A 16,130-nucleotide genomic window follows, 5' to 3' on the forward strand; every position below is an offset into this window, starting at 1 on the left:
TTGACTTCAAAATCGTATATGAAAATAGGATTATCGTATCCGTTTCGCCCGCGGCCGAGCTCGCCCGGGAACGGAAGCGGATCAGGCATATGCGCCGTCATTTTAAAAAAATTATGCACCAACGGATGGGCTTATTCCCTCGCAGTTTATGGCCCGCGCCTTCCACTTCCGGGCCTTGTTATCCGCAATAGAAAAAGCGGCAGCGATGTTCTGTAGCTTCATCGTTCAGCCGCTCTCCCGTTATATTTGTGTGCGCCTTGTCCCTCTCAGGACCTCCTTCTCGCCATGCTACACCATCACCATCAGCACCTCCAAATAATGCAGTCTTTTTGCCGATAAAGTAATAAAGAATCAAAAAACAAGAAAGAGGTCGATTCGTATCGTTCCATTTGAGGTCATTATTATCATCATTGCCGCTGCCGTATTAATGATTGGTTCTGAATGGTTCAATTATTCAAAATTTAAAAAGGCCTTGATTATGCCTCTACCCGGGCTTGTAGTTAGCAAGAAATGGTCTTTTCTTAATGAGTGGGCATTGACAGATAGGCTTTATCAGTCCTATAAAAAACTGCCTTCTGGTAAATTTAAATTAGTGAAAATGCGTGTTATGTCACATGATGTTAAAAATGGATTGTCAACAGTAAATCAGACAGCATTTTTAAGGGCTGCATGGCGATACTGAACCGGTGTCATGTATCCTAGTGTTCCATGAATCCGATGCTTGTTAAACCAGTTAACATAATCGTATAATTCCAGTTCCAGATGACGAAGACTCTGGAAGTTCATCTGGTTCACGAACTCTGTTTTCATAATCTTGTAGGTCGCTTCCGCCACAGCGTTGTCGTAGGGGCAGCCTTTCATGCTCAGGGATCGGCCAATTTCAAATGTCTCCAAAAGTGCATCCATCTTTTGATTTTTAAACTCACTGCCACGGTCGGTATGGAACCATTGAATCTGAGATAAATCACCCTGAACCGTTGCAAAGGCACGAGAAACCAACACGGCATCCTTATGAGGGCCTACACTATGGCCGATGATCTCTCGATTGAACAGGTCGATAAGTACACAAATGTAATGCCACCGGTTCTGAACTTTCACATACGTCAGATCGCTGACAACGACTCGTTTAGCCTCCGTTTGATCGAATTCGCGATTCAGCGTATTGGCTGTAGACGCTTCATTACACGCGGACTTAAGGGGTTTATATTGCGACACGGTGTACGTAGAAACAAGTCCCTGCTCTTTCATGATCCGGCCAATTCGACGTCTGGAGACGACGAAACCACGTTCCTGGAGCTTGACTTTAATCTTGCGTGTACCGTAAGCTTTTCGATTCTTATGGAAAATGTCCGCAATCGCTTCGGCGACATCGTCTTCGCTCGTTTGTTCTTTCGCTTCATAGTAAAACGTACTTCTTGCGATTTGCAGGACGTCGCACATTGCTGATACCGAGTATTTATCACGGTTGTTCTGGATGATAGCTACTTTCGTCCCATGATCAGCGCGGCTTGCTTTAAAATATCCACCTCCATTTTCAGACGCTGGTTCTCCTTTCGCAAGGCAATCAGCTCATTGTCTTCGGAGGAGCGATTGTCCTTCTCCTTGAAGGAACCCGTTGTTTGGGCTTGTTTGATCCAGCGGTCTAAAGCGGAGGCTGTGAGGTCATATTCCTCCACGATCGCTGCTCTGGATTTTCCGTTTTCATAGAGTTCTACCATTTGTTTTTTGAATTCTGCTGTAAAGGTACGTCGTTGTTGTTTTGGCATTGTAGAGATCCGCTCCTTAGGATGATAGGTTTATTCTACAAGCCCTCATTTTTATTGTCCAACTAAGTGTAGACGATCCAAAATAGCCCCTTTCAACAAACAGTCGATGCTTTTATAAAATTAGTGTTAACTATTGGATTAGCAGTATTAGGCGTATTGGTTACACTTTCAATCGCCACTTTAAATTTCATAAATGGTAATAGTGAAATGAAAAAAGACTATAACTTAAGGGTTCAAAATGTTAATTGAGTGTTTTGCATAATTCCGTTTCAGAGAAGAAGCGATAGCATATTCACTGTCGTTAAGGGGTAATTTTCGAAAATGGTATTATATGGATGAAGAAAAGGGCAGACTTGCAGAATTTTAGAACAGCTCGTTTTTTAAGCGGCAGCCCGTTTTGAATGATGAGAAACGGCGAGCGCAGATGCAAGCAGAACAATGGCATTCAAATACTGGTGAGTTGTGACTTTCTGAATGCCCCGGACATGTGCGGCGTCTGCCGTCAAATAGGTTTTCAATCGGGAGTTGCAGCGTTCTACGCTGGTTCGTTCATTGTAAAGTTCCTTCCAACGCTTTGTATCCCGATGAGGGATGCTGTATCGCCGGAGATCATCCTTCGCATTTACTTTGACGACCATTCCATAGTTTGAAGACGAGCAGGCAGCCATGCCAAGCGGACAGTCGACTTTACCCGTGGCATGCGGGCAGCGAAATTTATGCATATCGCCGTCAACTCCCCAGTATGTCATCGCATAACCCATGGAACAGCACGGTGTTCCGTTCGAGGTCATGCCAGCAGGCGGTTCCTTCTCCCCCCGAAGATTAAGGGGAATGATGGCTTGTGCCTTGACGTTGCGGGCGGCCTCATAAACTTTCATTTGGTCGTAGCCCGCATCGAGTATGAAAAATCGTGTGCTCGTCCTGGACGCTGTTTTCTCGATCAGGCCCGGCGCCATTTCTCCATCATTGACATGCGCCGGCGTTACTTCCAAGGCGATCGGCAATTCACTTTTCGTATCGACCGCCAGATGAATTTTGTAACCAAACCATGTGATTTTATTGCCGAAGGAATCAATTTTTGCGCCCCAGTTCGCATTACCCGTTTGCTCGCTTTTGCGTTTGGGCTGCTTTTTCTCGTAAGCGCGGAGAGCGGTGCTGTCTATGGCGACGTTACTGCCTTCTATGATACCTTCCTGCTGACAGCGTGTGACCAAATCCTCAAAAAGCCGTTTTGCCAAGTCCTTTCTCGTCAGTTCTGAGAAAACTCGGCTTAATGTGGATATGGAAGGAGCTTCTCGATCCAGCGGAAGACCACACTGATAACGAAACCGGAGATCCGTATCCAAACGCTTATGCAACCCTGAAAAGGTACTTATTCCTTCAAGCGGCGCAGCCAAGAGTGCTCGTAGAATACCTTGTCTGCAGTATCCCTCAGCGCCTCGGGGTGAACGGCTTCTCAGTTCCTTGGCATACGGTCTCAGATCGAGAGAGCTGAAGAAGATCGGCAATCTCTCCTTGGGTTGAATTTTTAACCTGAATTTCGAAAGCCCATAATGGTGGCCAGTTTGTAGCAGGATTAGTAGGCAACAACTGTAATAAACAGGGAAATACCCAGTGGATTACGCGACGATTCTGAAAAGAGGGTAGTCTTTCCCCCTCCCCATAAGACAGGGCTAAACGGTTTCCATGTTAATTTGTGGTAAACGTCATTCTAAGGCAGCGACTTTGGCGGCGATACGTTGCCAGGCGCAGCGGTTCGCGAAATCTTTAGCCAGTTTCAGAACGACTTGTCGGCTATGCTGAATCATCGTAGCTGCACAGTGGAAAAACTCTAGACGGAACCGGGCAATCGTATACCCTTGATGGACCGGTTCGCAACAGTCTCGCTTGAATCTCTCGTAGAGATTGTAGGCGAGCAGCTTGATGAGCAGGTCGATTTCATTAGCGGTAAAGTCACCGGTAGCGATTCGATCGATGGAAAAGCCGCGTTTGGCTTCTTTGATATAGTTCTCCATGCAGCAACGCTGGTTGTAAAAGCGCCAAAGGTCGATCGGCTCCCACTCGAGATTGGTGACGATCGCTTCGTAATGCCAGTCCGTATCGAGGAGAAGCCGAGCTTGATCGCCGTCAAACACCTGCGCTTTACGAATCACCACAACGCGGCGCGGTTTCTTCCATGAGGTGGCTTGGTAGATCAGGGTGATCCCCTCGATGACCCAATCCTCATCGACAAACCGCTTCCAGTAGCGGCATCGCCCTACTTCGGCCTGAAGTCGCTGCGTCCATTTCAATTTCCCGACATACCCGATTCGCTTGGCTTCCCATAGGCTGTAGAAGTCTTCGCCGCCAAATCCCTTGTCAAACCGGGCGTACTTTACCGGACGGTCACCAAGCAACTCAAAGATCTGACGGAGGAAGGCGGCTGCATCGGTGGAAGCGTGCGTATTCCCAGCACGCAGTACTGCATTCAGGCACAGGCGCGACTGGCCCTCAAACGCCATCAGCGGATGGTAACTTTTACGTCCGGGTTTGTGGGGATTCGTGCCGACTGCCGCCCCCTCTTGGTGACCGTATACCGTTTCTACCGTGGAGTCTAGGTCCACGATGAGTTCAGAAGGCAGACAGGGTGCAATAATCTGCTGATTCAGCTTTCGCAAATCCAGCGTTAAGGTTGGGCGGGTCTTGCTGAGTCGATCCAGTTCCTTATACAGCAGGGTGTGATGCGGACAGCGCCCGCCGAGAAACCGCCGGATGAGCGCGTCATGTTGCAGCCTGCGGAAATGAAAGAGGCGTTCGCATCCGAGTATCCAGCCGACAATGAGATAGAGCAGGATGCGGAAAACAGGGAACAGGGAATTGCCTTGCTTGGTACAATTTAAATTCTGCAAAGCCTTACCGAGCTTGATTTTTTCGAGATATTCCAGAAAGATTTTGCTTCCTCCAACATTTGAGGCGTTTTGCAAGGTAAATTCGGTCTTGATTTTGCTGACGGGTGTGGTAGACTTCATCTAAAAGGTGCTCCTTTCTTTGTAGGTGATGTTCTGGACAAACACCATTCTACCAAAGAATTGGAGCCCTTTTCTTGTTTTTCAGACGATGTTACTTTCGAAATTCAGGTTTAAAAGTTCTTCGAAGGAAAACAGACATTCTTGGAGAATATACAAAGTGACTTCCTCCATCCTTGAGGTTTTTGGGTTTGGTCACTTGAAAACTTCTCCAAGTTGGGGTGAAGTCCCTTTTTTATGTCCGAAAATCCTTACGGCTCAAGGCCTCAGATTACTGCAAAACGCTCGTAATTAAGTGAAAGAGCATATCTAGTCTCTTGACCGTTTCCAATTGGGCCATATGATCACCATTCCTTATTACAGTAGATAAATATAGGATACACTATCGGGGTGTTCGGAGGTTGTCAGGGAATGTATGTTCTATTCGTAAAAAACATAAAAAGAGGCCAACAACAAATATAACGGCCAAGGTAATAAACCATGGCCGTTAAAAATGCAGAACCTCAATAATTATTTACTCATATGGAATGAGGTTGTCTCCTACCATACAACCACACCTATCGATTTACTTCGTCATAAACCTCATTCATCATATCATCCATAATGAAATTTCTAAAATCATCATTTTCCAGGATCTTCATAAAGAATTTTTCATTACTATTCATACGATCAATAACAAAGTTCATGAATGTTTTTTCAAATGCAAATTTAAAGTTATCTCTCGTATTATTTTTTGCTTTTTGTTGAATATCTTCGCTATTAAGCATGTCTTCTTTCACTTGTTCTCTCGAGAGAAAATCTGTTTCTGTAAAATCGGTACCAAATCGTTCATTTAATTTATCCAGAACGGACGATAAGCGCACCTTCTCATCCTCTGCAGCTCCACCAGTACCGTGGGAGGTCGGCTTTAAATCAACACCGCCTGTTATTTCTAGTTCGATGCCTCCCTCTGCTATCAATTGATTGCGGTAGTACTGAAGTGCCACGTCATCTGCCAAATACACATCCTTATCTGTATTGCTGCGAGGGAGCTTCCGCAGGAGATAACTCAGATAGATATATTGTTTATGCAGACCAACATCAATAAATGTGGCAATCTGTAATATAAATGAGTAAGTTCTTACATATTTGGTAGCCGCCGCTTTAAACGCTTCCTTCTCTTCCTTGGTTAATTGCTTAAAGCGCTCAACGCCTTTATCCACCCAAGCGTTCAACTGCATTTGAGCTTTGGTGGATTTCTTGAATCCCCCTTTAATCTCAAGTTCGTTAACCGCTTGTACTTCTTCTTCAGTAAAGATTTGATAGGGTTCAATTTCTGCCTGAAGATCATATAAGATATTGGGGTCCGTTACTTCTTCCAAGCCAGTGGTTTCGTAATACGGTTGGAAAGAAGCTTTAATCTCTTCATGGTTATTGACAAAATCAAGAACGAACGTATCGTCTTTCCCAGGGCAAGTACGATTTAAGCGTGATAGGGTTTGAACCGCTTTAATCCCACTCAACGGCTTGTCTACGTACATCGTATGCAGTAGTGGCTCATCAAAGCCCGTTTGATATTTCTCTGCAACCAATAACACCTTGTACTCATCCGAATTAAATTTATCAGGTAATTCCTTTTCACTAAATCCATTCATATCTGGCTCTGAGTATGGAATTTCGCCATCTTTAACTATACCGGAGAAGGCAACGACCGTTTTCAAGTCATCGTATCCCATTTTATTGATATATTGGTCAAAAGCTATTTTATAACGTACTGCATGCAATCGACTGGCTGTGACAACCATCGCTTTAGCTCGACCACCAATTTTTTTTCGAATAAAATTACGGTAATGCTCCACTATAATTTCTGTCTTCTGTGCAATATTATGAGGGTGCAGGGAGACGTATTGGGCTAACTTCTTCGTAGCTTGCTTCTTAGAAACCAACGGATCATCATCGACTTTTTTAGCTATTTGATAGAAGGTCTTATATGTAGTGTAATTGCTCAGCACGTCTAGAATAAATCCTTCCTCAATAGCTTGACGCATCGTATACTCATGAAAGGCATGCGGTTTACCATCCGTCCCCAACGTCCCGAACTTTTCGATTGTTTTAGGCTTGGGTGTTGCGGTAAATGCAAAGAAGGAAATATTATCTTGTTTCCCACTTTTCATGATCGTCTCTACGATTTGCTCATCCAAGTTGTCCATGTTTTCTTCCGCAATGCGATCTTCTTCATAAGCATCCTCTAAGGTTTTGTCGGACAAAATATTCGTTAAAGCGGTTGAGGTTTTACCACCTTGAGAAGAGTGAGCTTCATCGATAATGACTGCGTATTTTTTGCGATCAAGATCGGCTACTTTTTCCATAATAAACGGAAACTTCTGAAGGGTTGTAATTATAATACGTGTCTCACCATTAATAGCTTGGGCAAGTTGATTCGAATCTTTATTAATTCGTTCCACCATTCCAGCCTTATGCTCCAGTTGATAAACCGCATCCTGTAGCTGTTTATCTAGAACTCGACGGTCTGTAATGACGATTACACTGCTAAAGACAGCCTGATTATCTTCATCATGGAGTTTTGCAAGCCGGTGCGCCAACCAAGAAATTGAATTCGTCTTCCCACTGCCTGCACTATGCTGAATTAGATAGTTGTGGCCAACGGATTTCATACGCACGTCTTCCTCAAGTTTGCGAACGACATCCAGTTGATGAAACCGTGGGAAAATAAGCATCTTGCGTTCCCCAATAGTCTCGCCGTTGGAGTCTACAATTTCATCTTTCTTAACAAATACAAATCGGAACACAATATCGAGCAGACTGTCAGGCTGCAAAATCTCTTCCCATAAATAGTACGTTCGATAATTATTATAGACAACAGCGTTGCCTTTGCCTCCATTATTGCCTCGGTTAAACGGCAAAAACTTTGTTTTTTCCTTTTTCAGCTCGGTAGTCATATAAACTTCATCAGGATCTACCGCAAAATACACAACGACTCGTTCATTGAATTTAAACAACGTTTCGCGAGGATCCCGATCTTTACTTAACTGCTTCACCGCATGCTCTACAGTTTGGCCTGTAAACTGATTCTTAAGTTCCATAACAACGAGCGGTAAACCATTCACGAACAGTACCATATCCAGACTGTTATTATGTTTATCGCTGTAGTAAACCTGACGGCTCACAGCAAATCTATTTTTGCGATATAACTCATTCATAAGCTGGTTCATCGTAGTAAAAGGCTTATTGTAAATCAGCTTTAGTGTTACACCACGGTCTTTAACCCCGTGGCGTAAACAATGAATTAGCCCTTGGCTCTTCAACTGATCACAAATTCGGTTCAGTACTTTCTGTCTGTAATCTGCCCCATATGATTTTTCTAGAGCTTGAAGTGACTTACTCTGGGTGTCTTCCAAAAACATAAAGAGTTGTTCTACATCAATGGCATACTGCTTAAATAGACGGCTGGCTTCACCTTCTAATATGCGCTTCCGGTAGCCGCTCATTAAGAATGATTCCTCAATATTAGTCTCCAAACCTTTTTCAGTGGCATCGATAGCCATGTTGTCACCTCCATTATGAAACGACTTCAAAGTCACGCACATCGATCTTGCCTGTAACTGCTTCGTAGATGAGGGATTGGCGGTATTCTTTTAATTTTTGGATTTGTAAGTTTATTTTGTTCACAAGTGAAATTGTAGTTAGATTAACTTCATTTAAATACGCAATTATTTCATTTTGCTCATTTAAGGGGGGAAGAGGAACTAATCCATTTTTAATTGCTTCCTTAGGCAACCCAAATCTAGTAACACCATTAGCCCTTGAATAAAATTGTTCACGTATAGAATCACTTCTAAATGCATAATATAAGTATTTACCCTCTATTATCGTGGGATCAGGTCTTATTAAGGATAAATGATACCCACATACTACATTATTTAAATCCTCTGCAACCCATGTTGGAATCGCTATATCATTCGGAGCTTCAGAATCTTTGGTGATTAATACATCGTTTCGTTTCAAAGTAAATTTCTCAATTTGCTCTGGTTTTGCAGTAGCTTTCATAAATTCAATTCTTCCAGTAATTTCATCATTATAGTAAACATCAACATAATTACAAAGGAGTACATCAGATTCTCCTTCAATACTTTTTTTATCAACATTGCTAGACGTGATTTCTGCTACATGTTTTATTTTATGGATACCCCATTGCTCAGGTATATCACCAATCCATTCCACACCTGAATCTTTCATTTTTACATTTGGGTTTAATCCTTTTGTTACTGCTTCTGTGATTATGGATTGGCGTCTTTCTTCTAGTAGACCTATTAATTTTTCTTTTTGTTCAATCAGATTGTTTACTTGACCTGTTTTTTTATCTAAGTAATCACTTATTAGTGTTTGCAAGTATAAGGGAATATTAGGTAATTCGATAGAACCAACAGTATCAGTATTTAAATTTAACTGTGTCCCCATTTTCCCCAACCCTTTATAGGGCTCGCCTGAATCAAAAATATAATATAAATATCTTGTATCCCCTTTAAAATCTGGAAAATATACAAAACCATCATGGATACAGCATTTAATGTGAGTAATGCACGGTTTTCCTACTGTCCCAGCAATACTTAAAAATAAGTCACCTGGTTCTCTCTTAACACTCAATGAACTACCTAGTTTTGACATTCTCTGTTGTGTATTCTTCAAGTACATTTTGGCTTTCGTAACATCTGCAATACGTACCCATGCGTATTCTCCATTTTCATCAAAATATTTAGGATCGTCAATAGGTCTAGGAGATGCACCTCGCTTAACGCTAGTAAGCCATTTAATCTTAATAGTAGTCCATGAAGCCGGAATTTTATCTAACCACTTAACATTGGATTGTTTTAATACCTGATTATTCATCCGAACACCTTCTTTAACTGCTCAGCAATACCCACCTCAAGCTCTTTAATTTCAAACATAATTTCTTCTGAACTCCGTAGTGCTGTAAATTTATAAAATTGTTGTGTGAATGGAATCTCATACCCAACCTTTGTCTTCGATTCATCAATCCATGCATCAGGTACATGCGGAAGAACTTCTCTCTCGAAATACTTACTGATATCTTCTTTAAGCGGCACATTTTCAGTATCTCGTAAATCAACATCTGGTTCGGCTTCAGTTTTATTTTTCATACAAATATCCGCAGTTTCATCCTTCTCAGACAGAGCATTCAAAACAGCTTTTAATAGAGGTGCTGCTACAGTTAAATCAGCTTGTTTAACAGCCTCTTTCAGGATCTTGGTAAACTCATCCCGATTTTTATACACTTGTTCACTGGTCATACTACGTAATGTCTCTATTATTTTGTCTTGCTGCGACTTGCCCGCTTCGATCTCAGCTAATCCACTCTCTCCTTTTTTCTTGGATGTAGCAAGGTTCTGGAAGGCTTTTTCTTCTTGAATTCGCTGAATACGCTCTTCTGAAATTACGAAATTCAGACGAAGCGGGCGTTCTACTGTAATCTTGTGATAACCAAAGTCTTCATTATCGAAGATTTTGACATACTCACTTTCTTTAAAGTCACCATACATACGAACAATCTCATCAATTTGCTCTTGAGAAATCTCGTTCCGCTTACTCCCCAAGCTTTTTTTCATTTTCCTGGAGAAATCAACTGCGTTTACCAGTTGTACTTTTCCTTTACGATTAGCAGACTTATTGTTTGTCAAAATCCAAATATAAGTTGCAATACCGGTGTTGTAGAATAGGTCATTTGGCATTGCTACAATTCCTTCTACCAAGTCGTTCTCAAGCACATAACGGCGGATCTCACTTTCGCCTGAACCTGCATCCCCTGTAAATAAAGGAGAACCGTTCATGATAATGGCAAGCCGTGAACCCTGCGGATTTTCCGGTGTTACTGGTTTCATTTTCGAAATTAAGTGAAGCAAAAACAGGAGCTGCCCATCGCTTGTACGCGGAGTTCCAGGGCCGAATCGTCCGTTATAACCAAGCTCTTCATGCTCTGCTTTAATCGGTTTCTCGTACGATTTCCAGTCTACACCGTATGGAGGGTTCGTAATAAGATAGTCGAACTTCTCCCCCTTGAACTGATCGTTCGATAGGGTATTACCTAGGCGAATATTTTTCGCATCGGCGCCTTTAATCAGAATATCTGCTTTACAGATCGCGTAGGACTCACCATTAATTTCTTGGGCAAAAAATTCAAGATCAGCTGTAGGGTTTAGCTCATGTAAGTATTCTTGTGCAACAGACCCCATGCCGCCTGTACCCGCAGCACAGTCGTATAATGTCTGAGTTATTCCATGTTTGGTTAGAATGTCGTCATCATGAAGGAAAAGTAAGCTAACCATAAGCCGTACCACTTCACGAGGGGTGTAGTGATCCCCTGCTTCCGCATGCTCCGAGAAGCGGCGGATTAATTCCTCAAAAATGTACCCCATCTCAACGTTAGTAACCACTTCAGGATGCAAATCCAATTCGCTGAACCGTTTAATGGTTAGGTACAACAAGTCGTTCTGATCCATCTTGTCGATCTGACGGTCGAAATCAAAATGATCCATGATATCTCGGGCTGTTTTGGAAAAGCCATTAATATAATCACGCAAGTTATCTGCAATGTTATCCGCGTCAGTTAGCAAGTTGGCAAAGTTATATTTACTTGTATTATGGAAGTTCTGCTTGGCAATACGGTTCAAGATCGGTTCGCGCGCGTCTTCATTCATTGCTTTAAATTTTTCGAAATTCTCTAGTACTTCCTCTTTCGTGCTTTCCAGTACGCAATCAAACCGACGCAATACGGCTAAGGGTAAAATGACCTTTCCATAATCCTCAGGTTTGTATGGGCCACGTAAGACCTCAGCTATAGACCAAATAAAACTGACTTTATCCTGAAAGTTAATCATCATGCATCTCCTCTTATGGCAAAACAATGCTAGTATACCTTCTAAGTTTACCGGTATCTCTTCTTTTGTGGAAGTCTTCCCTTGTTGAAATATTTAACCTGAATTTCGAAAGCCCATAATGGTGGCCAGTTTGTAGCAGGATTAGTAGGCAACAACTGTAATAAACAGGGAAATACCCAGTGGATTACGCGACGATTCTGAAAAGAGGGTAGTCTTTCCCCCTCCCCATAAGACAGGGCTAAACGGTTTCCATGTTAATTTGTGGTAAACGTCATTCTAAGGCAGCGACTTTGGCGGCGATACGTTGCCAGGCGCAGCGGTTCGCGAAATCTTTAGCCAGTTTCAGAACGACTTGTCGGCTATGCTGAATCATCGTAGCTGCACAGTGGAAAAACTCTAGACGGAACCGGGCAATCGTATACCCTTGATGGACCGGTTCGCAACAGTCTCGCTTGAATCTCTCGTAGAGATTGTAGGCGAGCAGCTTGATGAGCAGGTCGATTTCATTAGCGGTAAAGTCACCGGTAGCGATTCGATCGATGGAAAAGCCGCGTTTGGCTTCTTTGATATAGTTCTCCATGCAGCAACGCTGGTTGTAAAAGCGCCAAAGGTCGATCGGCTCCCACTCGAGATTGGTGACGATCGCTTCGTAATGCCAGTCCGTATCGAGGAGAAGCCGAGCTTGATCGCCGTCAAACACCTGCGCTTTACGAATCACCACAACGCGGCGCGGTTTCTTCCATGAGGTGGCTTGGTAGATCAGGGTGATCCCCTCGATGACCCAATCCTCATCGACAAACCGCTTCCAGTAGCGGCATCGCCCTACTTCGGCCTGAAGTCGCTGCGTCCATTTCAATTTCCCGACATACCCGATTCGCTTGGCTTCCCATAGGCTGTAGAAGTCTTCGCCGCCAAATCCCTTGTCAAACCGGGCGTACTTTACCGGACGGTCACCAAGCAACTCAAAGATCTGACGGAGGAAGGCGGCTGCATCGGTGGAAGCGTGCGTATTCCCAGCACGCAGTACTGCATTCAGGCACAGGCGCGACTGGCCCTCAAACGCCATCAGCGGATGGTAACTTTTACGTCCGGGTTTGTGGGGATTCGTGCCGACTGCCGCCCCCTCTTGGTGACCGTATACCGTTTCTACCGTGGAGTCTAGGTCCACGATGAGTTCAGAAGGCAGACAGGGTGCAATAATCTGCTGATTCAGCTTTCGCAAATCCAGCGTTAAGGTTGGGCGGGTCTTGCTGAGTCGATCCAGTTCCTTATACAGCAGGGTGTGATGCGGACAGCGCCCGCCGAGAAACCGCCGGATGAGCGCGTCATGTTGCAGCCTGCGGAAATGAAAGAGGCGTTCGCATCCGAGTATCCAGCCGACAATGAGATAGAGCAGGATGCGGAAAACAGGGAACAGGGAATTGCCTTGCTTGGTACAATTTAAATTCTGCAAAGCCTTACCGAGCTTGATTTTTTCGAGATATTCCAGAAAGATTTTGCTTCCTCCAACATTTGAGGCGTTTTGCAAGGTAAATTCGGTCTTGATTTTGCTGACGGGTGTGGTAGACTTCATCTAAAAGGTGCTCCTTTCTTTGTAGGTGATGTTCTGGACAAACACCATTCTACCAAAGAATTGGAGCCCTTTTCTTGTTTTTCAGACGATGTTACTTTCGAAATTCAGGTTTAATTTAAATGATGTAAAAATCTCTATTTAAACACGCTCTCCAAAACCTCGTTCTCAATCTCCAGTTTCCGGCTAGACACAATAATGGACGAAGCAAGCTCCTGTTTCTCAGTTAATATGCGGTGGACAATTTCTTCAACTGTGCCAGAGGTCAGGAATGACTTTTCAGCTGTTACGATCGGATAATATACTTGAACAGGTTTGTTCTGTCCAATTCGATACACACGATCCGTTGCCTGATTCTCCACCGCTGGGTTCCACCATCGCGTGTAATGAATGACATGGTTAGCCGATGTTATCGTCAGTCCAGTACCGGCTGCCTTAGGAGAGAGAATCATCACATCAAACCCTGGACGATTGTTAAATTGATCGATGTAACTCTGTCTTCTTTCCGTCACGCCGTTAATAATCTGTGGATTAATATTGAATTGATCACGAATAGCATCCCGCAGAATCTCTTGCATATGTCTAAGCTCTGTAAATATTAGGACTTTCTCGCCTTTTGACTGAATTTCTCTAATTAGATCCAGTGTTTTGGCCAATTTTGGAACGGACTGGATAGGCAGGTTCCGATATGACTCATTCACCAAGGCTGGGTGAGAGCATAGCTCTCTAAGCTGCTGTATGGCTTGCAAACCAGACAATGTTTTCATTTTAACTTGTGAAATAACGGCAGCATATGCTTGCTGTTGTTCAGATCCTAAAGGAACAGGAATTTCTACAGATAGCTTGGCAGGCAATTGTCCCGCCAGCTCCTCGGACTTTGTTCTGCGTTTGTAAACCATTGATATTCGAGCCAGCAGTTTTTGCTCTGTTTCATGATCCCGTTCTTCAGCTTCGAGCTTATCCATAAATTCTCTTTTAAATTCATGCAAGCTCCCCAGCAAACCAGGTTGAACATAATCCATAATAGACCAGAGCTCGCTTAGCCCGTTCTCCACCGGAGTTCCAGTCATCGCAACTCTAAATTTTGCATTCATGGCCTTAATAACCTTGCTTGCAGCAGTAGTTGGGTTCTTAATCGCTTGAGCTTCATCGCAAATAATGGTCTGCCATTCGACTTGCCCAAATGCCAGTTGATCTCGCACCAATGTTTGATAAGTTGTAAGAGTTATGGCATATTTCTGAAGAATTTCTGGATCTTTAACACGATTCCCGCCACTATGGACATGAATCAGATGAGCAATCGGGGATGCAAATTTATGAATTTCAGCAACCCAGTTTTCGATCAGAGATTTCGGCACAACGATTAATGTTGGAGTTAACTTTCCTATTTCATGCAAGTATGTAAGAAAGGAGACAACCTGAATGGTTTTCCCCAATCCCATATCGTCTGCCAATAACCCACCCAGTTTACGATAATGAAGGGACTTCATCCATACGTAACCTTCCTCCTGAAAAGGCTTGAGGCTGGCGCCAAAACTTGCCGGTGGCTTGCGATCCAAAATACCGTTATCCAACATCTCCTGATGCACGGTTAGAATAGGCTGGTTATACTCCAGTTGGCTAATATTCTCGAATATTTCAAGTACATATGGAAGCTTGGTAACATCTACTCGCGCGTTATCCCCCCATATCTGTTCCATCTGAGTTACGGCTTCTTGGAAAGCGCTGATATCATGGGGGATTCTAATCCATTCCCCATTATGTTCGACATATTCTTCCCCGTTTGTAGTTGCCTCCCTGAATACTTCCTCTAGCCCACTTGCATCGAATGTCTGATTAACTTCGCCCTCAGAATCCATGATATGAACCCCTGCATGGAGCTCAAACCAACCACGTCCCCTATCATTCGCATGGACATAGGGCTGGGCTTTATATACTCGTATCCCTAATGATTTGACTCTTTCCCCGAACATAGATAAATCCAAACCCTCAATTTCGGGTAGAAAGGCTTCCGGATTCTCAGCGAAACGAGGAATGTCTTGGCCACGGATGGGATCCTGTTTTCGAATTTCATCAGACTTGGTCACGACATCAGTTGAAACAAAAATTTTACCATGTACAGGGTGGGAGTAATATCGGCTCCCAGCCCCCCCCATTTCATCAAGAATTTCTTGGGGAATAGGATCACTCGATCGATATTTAGGTATCAGTTCAATTTGGTCCGAATCATACTTCAGATCAATATCCACATCATTTGCGAACTTGAAATCTTGCTTCGAAAGATAATCATCCATGGGTATATTTAGTTTTCTAGCTTGAGAACGAATCTTGGCTACATACGCAAAAATCTGGTCCTTATCAAGGACGTTCGGCTGTTGGTTAACTAATTGTTCAAATTGATACTGCTCTGGTTCCATTAGGAGCCATGTACGATCAGGAAGTCGGATCCAAGGACCAATTTGTCTCGCTGTTCTCTCTATATGTTTCCGGTTACCCCAGTGCTTTTCGAGAAATAATTTGAAATTAGACCCACCAATGATCCCCACATGTCCGAGCTCCAACTCAAGACTCGTTGTCTCGGGTAGTTCAAATTGCTCTCGGACTTCCGGAGGAGCTTCAATAAGCAAGTCATAAGGAAGTAAATATCCGTCATCTGTCTCCTTCAGCAATTCTTCATACCACATCGACTCTAAGAGCTCTAATGTTTCTACATTGGGCTGATGCCGAATTTCTGCTACAGACATATTTAACGGGAGGCTGATAGGGATATTATCTTGGCCTTGAAATAGATGAACGAGTAATCCTCTTTGATCTTTTATAAACTCCCATTGTATAGGTTTATATTCAGGTTCTTTTGTTCGTTTAGATAATCTGTTCCACCAACTCATTCTATTTG

At 43.4% G+C, this 16,130-nt stretch carries 8 protein-coding genes; all 8 read right to left on the reverse strand.

The genetic code is table 11. The features are described 5' to 3' along the window. Positions 1-645: 645 nt before the first annotated feature. A protein-coding gene (locus NYE48_RS22825) for an IS3 family transposase (RefSeq protein WP_156124786.1) occupies positions 646-1,766 on the reverse strand; the annotation gives its coding sequence in 2 pieces (ribosomal slippage) (positions 646-1,517 and positions 1,517-1,766; 1,122 coding nt in all). Positions 1,767-2,146: 380 nt separating this feature from the next. Continuing rightward, positions 2,147-3,340: a transposase gene (locus tag NYE48_RS22830; protein WP_445324079.1), complete on the reverse strand. Its 1,194-nt coding sequence runs from the start codon at positions 3,338-3,340 to the stop codon at positions 2,147-2,149. A gap of 132 nt (positions 3,341-3,472) precedes the next feature. Beyond that, positions 3,473-4,774 (reverse strand): IS1380 family transposase, encoded by a 1,302-nt coding sequence (locus NYE48_RS22835; RefSeq protein WP_120463466.1) that lies wholly within the window; start codon positions 4,772-4,774, stop codon positions 3,473-3,475. Positions 4,775-5,328: 554 nt separating this feature from the next. After that, positions 5,329-8,316: a type I restriction endonuclease subunit R gene (locus tag NYE48_RS22840; RefSeq protein ID WP_341000059.1), complete on the reverse strand. Its 2,988-nt coding sequence runs from the start codon at positions 8,314-8,316 to the stop codon at positions 5,329-5,331. A 13-nt stretch (positions 8,317-8,329) separates the two neighbouring features. Beyond that, positions 8,330-9,658 (reverse strand): restriction endonuclease subunit S, encoded by a 1,329-nt coding sequence (locus NYE48_RS22845; protein WP_341000060.1) that lies wholly within the window; start codon positions 9,656-9,658, stop codon positions 8,330-8,332. After that, complete coding sequence (locus NYE48_RS22850; RefSeq protein ID WP_341000716.1) at positions 9,655-11,664, reverse strand: type I restriction-modification system subunit M; 2,010 nt, start codon at positions 11,662-11,664, stop codon at positions 9,655-9,657. The genes NYE48_RS22845 and NYE48_RS22850 overlap by 4 nt, the downstream gene beginning before the upstream one ends. Positions 11,665-11,935: 271 nt before the next feature. After that, positions 11,936-13,237: an IS1380 family transposase gene (locus NYE48_RS22855; RefSeq protein ID WP_120463466.1), complete on the reverse strand. Its 1,302-nt coding sequence runs from the start codon at positions 13,235-13,237 to the stop codon at positions 11,936-11,938. 134 nt (positions 13,238-13,371) lie between these two features. Next, positions 13,372-16,122, reverse strand: a complete 2,751-nt coding sequence (locus NYE48_RS22860) for a DEAD/DEAH box helicase (RefSeq protein WP_341000061.1) — start codon at positions 16,120-16,122, stop codon at positions 13,372-13,374. Between the last annotated feature and the right edge of the window lie 8 nt (positions 16,123-16,130).

It is taken from the genome of Paenibacillus sp. FSL M7-1455, from assembly GCF_038004655.1.
Classification (GTDB): Bacteria; Bacillota; Bacilli; order Paenibacillales; family Paenibacillaceae; genus Paenibacillus_AQ; species Paenibacillus_AQ cookii.